The following is a 3,693-nucleotide window of genomic DNA, read 5'->3' on the forward strand; positions in this document are numbered from 1 at the left end:
TTTTACAACACCCAGCGCCCCCATTCGGCGCTTGGCGGGAGGGCACCGGTCGAGGCCCATCAGGGCCAAGACCTGAAGGCGGCGGCATGATCAACTGGCAAGCTTAGCAACGCCGCGAATCTGTCCGGGAAATGGGGACCGCCTCAGTAGTCCGTGGCACATGCGATAACATGCGACAGCCTGAGAAAACGGGCTCACGTTGTCGCAATGGTGGGACTAATGGTGGGTCTGGCGGGATGAAGGTTCGGGACAAGCTGACAGCGCGGGCGGTGCAAGCGGCGAAAGGTCCGGCGATGCTGCCAGACGGCGCGGGCCTCTATCTGCAAGTCAAGGCAACCGGTTCGAAAAGCTGGATTTACCGGGCAACCCTGTTTGGCAAGCGCACTGAACTCGGTCTTGGGGGCTGGCCGTTCTGACACTGGCCCAAGCCCGCGCCAAGCGCGACGACTTCGCCCGGATCATCGCAGAGGGAAAAGACCCCCGCGAGGTCTGGGGGCGCACAAGCCCGAGCTTCCGAGAAATTGCCCGCGAGTCATTCGAGGCGCGCCGGGGCAAATGGTCGAGCACCGGCCACGCTGACCGATGGTGGAATTCGCTTGAGCTGGACGTGTTGCCCCGCCTCGGGCGCCGCAGCATTGCCGATCTGGCGCATGGGGATGTCTTGGCCGTCCTCAACCCGATCTGGACGAAGAAGCCCGACACCGCCCGCCGGGTTGCCCAGCGCATCCGCGCGGTTTTCGACTGGGCGAAGGCCAAGGGGCACTACGTCGGCGAGAACCCGGTGACGCCTGCCCTGGTCGCGATGGGAACACAGCGCCTTGAGGTCAAGCACCGCGCGGCGATGCCTTGGCAGGAGGCGCCCGCATTCTTCACCCAGCTCGAGCCGCAAGAGGACATCGCGGCCGCCGCGCATCGCTTTCTGATCCTGACCGCCAGCCGGGCCGGGGAAGTCCTCGGCGCGCGCTGGGCCAAGATCGAGGGCGATCTGTGGGTTATCCCGCCCGAGCGGATGAAGATGGGGCGCCCGCACCGCGCCCCGCTGTCTGCGCCTGCCCTAGAGGCGCTGGACCAGGTGCGCGGCATCGGCGCCGATCTGGTCTTTCCGACACCCAGCCGGGCGAAAGGTCCAGCCCGCCCCATGACAAGCAACGCCTTTTCTGCCCGGCGCGGGCGCACGGGGGTTTCGGGGATCACGACGCATGGTTCCAGAACCACTTTCCGCACCTGGGCGGCCGATAGCGCACGCGCGCCGCGCGAGGTTGCCGAGCTAAGCCTTGCTCACGTCACTGGGTCGCGGGTCGAGCGGGCCTATCAGCGTTCCGACCTGCTGGAACAGAACCGCGAGCTGCTGGACGCCTGGGCGGGCTATCTGCGCCAAGCAGGCGGGAACGTGATCAAGCTGCACCGATAGCGCACAGCGCCGCCCTGCGGCCTTCTGGCGGCCGCTATCGCGTGTCCGCCGCTAGAGCGCCCCGAACTTTGGGAGGCCCGACGGGCTTTTCCTCCAACGGCGTGAAAGTCAGGATGCCGGGCGGATGGGGAATGACCCGCGCGCCGGTTCAGGCGGGTTTCCGTCCTGTCAGTCGTCCTTGCGCGCCTCGAGATCGCGGACGCGCTGCGCGAGGGCTTCCGTCTCACCCTGAACAACCCCAATCACGAACCGCTCAAGCGAGTCGAGCGTGAAAGCCAGCCCCCCTTCATCGGATATCGAAATCGAGGCCTCGAGCCGCGTGATGATCTCGGACGTGAGGCTTCGCCCGCTGCGCGCCGCCGCCTCGGAAAGCCGGTCCTTCAGGCCAGCCGGGATGTTGAGCTTGAAGGGAACGGTCGCACCTTGGGTCATGGATAGCTCATGCTCCAATCTGGTCCTTGACGCAACGGTCTATTATGGACCGCAAACGGTCTATAGAAAGGTGAATCTCGAAAACCGGAAACCCGCCATTTCAAGCTGAACGTCCCGGCCGATCTGCTGGAAACGCTCAAGCAGATCGCCGCCCGCGAACGCCGGTCTGTCACCGCGCAAGTGGACCTTGATGCTGCGAAAGCAGACCGAGGCCGAGGCATCGACCAGGACACCGCAGCACTGAACCCCCGAAAGAGGATAGAGCAATGAACCATTCTGGTTTGCATTATGGTGTGAGCACATCCGCAGATACCGCCGCCCTGGCGGGGCCGAGCGGCGCGGATGATCGAGATTGCCGAAATCGCCTTGGCGCATCATGCCGTCGCGGCCGAGGCCGCCCAGCATGACCTGGACTGCGCTTGCAAGACCTCCAAGGGGCGGCGCCGGATCACCCGCATCGAGCGCGACAGCCCCGAATGGGCGATGATGATACAGGAGACGCGCGTGGTCTATGACCGGTCCGAGAAGGCCAAGCGCGCCGCCTACAACGCACAACGCCGCCTCAAAGGCGCATGCGCCCGCTTCGTCCTGCACCACGGGCAAAAGTGAGGCCGCGTAGGGTGGCACCCCTGACGCGGCCTCTTGAACCCAGAGCCTTGGAATTCGGAGATCACAATGACCAGAAACCACGATCCGCACAAGCCCTTTGCCCAAAGGAGCGAACCACCTGTCACACCCGCAAGCGCCGGCCGGCGCAAGCTTGTCGAGCTTAGGAGGCGGTTGAGCGAAATCGACGCCGAGACTTGCCCCGTCCGGCGCGCGCGCCTGGTGCGGCATCTCGCACAGCGCGGCGCGCTGGTTGATGCTCTCGGGGATGCTATCGGCATCACTGACCGGCGGGTTAGGATCGAGGAAGCGGGGGCCGCCCGATGAACCGCCCGCTTCCCCTGTTCATCCGCCCGGCGCGCGTGTCCGAGCTTTTCGGCATCCACCGCGCGACCGTCTATCGCTGGGCCGCCGCCGGGCATGTGACGATCTACAAGCGCGGCGCCGCCACCTTCGTCAGCGTCAAGGAACTGTCCGACTTCATAACCGGAAACCAGATCGAGGAGAGCAACGAATGAACCGCCGCGCGATCATCACCGCGGGGCGGCTGGCCGCCTTCGTCGCGCTGGATCATCCCAGACCCGCGAACGCCGCCGCTGCGGCCGCTGGGACCCCGCCCCCGGAAAGCCCCCTGATGATGCTGTTTCGCCGCTGGGCCGCCGTCGAGGCCGAGGAGCGCGCCGCCTATGCCTGGGGCGCCCCCGAGGATCGCTGCGAGGCCCTGTCAGGTGCCCGGCAAGCCCTCGACCGTCAGATCGCGGCCGAGCCCTGCACCGGCCCGGCGGACTGGATCGCCAAGGCGTCAGCCCTGAGCGCGTTCGGCGCCTTCGAGATCGAAGAGGGCGACCACCGGGCGCTGTGGGCCGAGGCGCGGGCACTGGTTGTGCCGTGATCTGAAACGATCCTCAGGCGGTGGAAATCCCGCCAGAGGATTCGGCGCGGCGAGGGCCTTAGCACTTGTGCGGTAACGATCACACAAAGAGGCAAAAGACATGGACAAAGACCCTAATCTGCTGACCGTCAACGATATCGCCGCGATGGCGCAAATCTCGACCGAGACCATTCACCGATGGGTCAGGCAAGGCCGGTTCCCCAAGCCCCGGAAGATTGGCCGCGCGTCGCGGTGGCCCAGGGAGCAGGTCGAGGAGCTTCTGACAAAGGGACTGAAAGCTGCGTAATGGGCCAGTCAAGCTGCTTTGCGATCAGGATCGAAGGTTTCCCGACGCTGGAGCATGGTCCAGATC

7 protein-coding genes are annotated in these 3,693 nt (G+C 65.6%); 6 read left to right on the plus strand and 1 reads right to left on the minus strand.

Annotated elements, in window-relative coordinates:
- Positions 1-236 precede the first annotated feature (236 nt).
- Together KY389_RS14945 and KY389_RS14950 are read left to right on the plus strand one after the other, a co-directional pair.
- The gene (locus tag KY389_RS14945; RefSeq protein ID WP_219831765.1) at positions 237-416 is read left to right on the plus strand and encodes an Arm DNA-binding domain-containing protein; all 180 of its coding nucleotides are present in this window, start codon (positions 237-239) and stop codon (positions 414-416) included.
- Between the two features lie 104 nt (positions 417-520).
- Positions 521-1,411 carry a tyrosine-type recombinase/integrase gene (locus KY389_RS14950; protein WP_425517204.1) on the plus strand — a complete coding sequence of 297 codons (891 nt, stop codon included), beginning with the start codon at positions 521-523 and terminating at the stop codon, positions 1,409-1,411.
- A gap of 168 nt (positions 1,412-1,579) precedes the next feature.
- On the opposite strand, the gene KY389_RS14955 is transcribed toward KY389_RS14950, so the two are convergent.
- Positions 1,580-1,843, minus strand: a complete 264-nt coding sequence (locus tag KY389_RS14955; protein WP_219831767.1) for an Arc family DNA-binding protein — start codon at positions 1,841-1,843, stop codon at positions 1,580-1,582.
- A gap of 342 nt (positions 1,844-2,185) precedes the next feature.
- On the opposite strand from KY389_RS14955, the gene KY389_RS14960 reads away from it, so the two are divergent.
- The 4 genes from KY389_RS14960 (at position 2,186) to KY389_RS15925 (ending at position 3,627) form a co-directional block, all read left to right on the plus strand.
- Complete coding sequence (locus KY389_RS14960; RefSeq protein ID WP_219831768.1) at positions 2,186-2,452, plus strand: hypothetical protein; 267 nt, start codon at positions 2,186-2,188, stop codon at positions 2,450-2,452.
- Positions 2,453-2,772: 320 nt separating this feature from the next.
- Positions 2,773-2,967, plus strand: a complete 195-nt coding sequence (locus KY389_RS14965) for a helix-turn-helix domain-containing protein (RefSeq protein WP_219831769.1) — start codon at positions 2,773-2,775, stop codon at positions 2,965-2,967.
- Positions 2,964-3,341, plus strand: coding sequence for a hypothetical protein (locus KY389_RS14970; RefSeq protein WP_219831770.1), 378 nt, complete (start codon positions 2,964-2,966; stop codon positions 3,339-3,341). The genes KY389_RS14965 and KY389_RS14970 overlap by 4 nt, the downstream gene beginning before the upstream one ends.
- Before the next feature lie 100 nt (positions 3,342-3,441).
- Positions 3,442-3,627, plus strand: coding sequence for a helix-turn-helix transcriptional regulator (locus KY389_RS15925; RefSeq protein ID WP_219831771.1), 186 nt, complete (start codon positions 3,442-3,444; stop codon positions 3,625-3,627).
- The last annotated feature ends 66 nt before the right edge of the window (positions 3,628-3,693 follow it).

The sequence above is a fragment of the Paracoccus bogoriensis genome, assembly GCF_019431455.1.
GTDB classification, from domain to species: Bacteria; Pseudomonadota; Alphaproteobacteria; order Rhodobacterales; family Rhodobacteraceae; genus Paracoccus; species Paracoccus bogoriensis.

What these genes read in the sequence shown, in the direction of transcription:
- KY389_RS14945 (WP_219831765.1), top strand. Translation starts at nt 237, where the DNA reads ATGAAGGTTCGGGACAAGCTGACAGCGCGGGCGGTGCAAGCGGCGAAA.
- KY389_RS14955 (WP_219831767.1), bottom strand. Translation starts at nt 1,843, where the DNA reads ATGACCCAAGGTGCGACCGTTCCCTTCAAGCTCAACATCCCGGCTGGC.
- KY389_RS14960 (WP_219831768.1), top strand. Translation starts at nt 2,186, where the DNA reads ATGATCGAGATTGCCGAAATCGCCTTGGCGCATCATGCCGTCGCGGCC.
- KY389_RS14965 (WP_219831769.1), top strand. Translation starts at nt 2,773, where the DNA reads ATGAACCGCCCGCTTCCCCTGTTCATCCGCCCGGCGCGCGTGTCCGAG.
- KY389_RS14970 (WP_219831770.1), top strand. Translation starts at nt 2,964, where the DNA reads ATGAACCGCCGCGCGATCATCACCGCGGGGCGGCTGGCCGCCTTCGTC.
- KY389_RS15925 (WP_219831771.1), top strand. Translation starts at nt 3,442, where the DNA reads ATGGACAAAGACCCTAATCTGCTGACCGTCAACGATATCGCCGCGATG.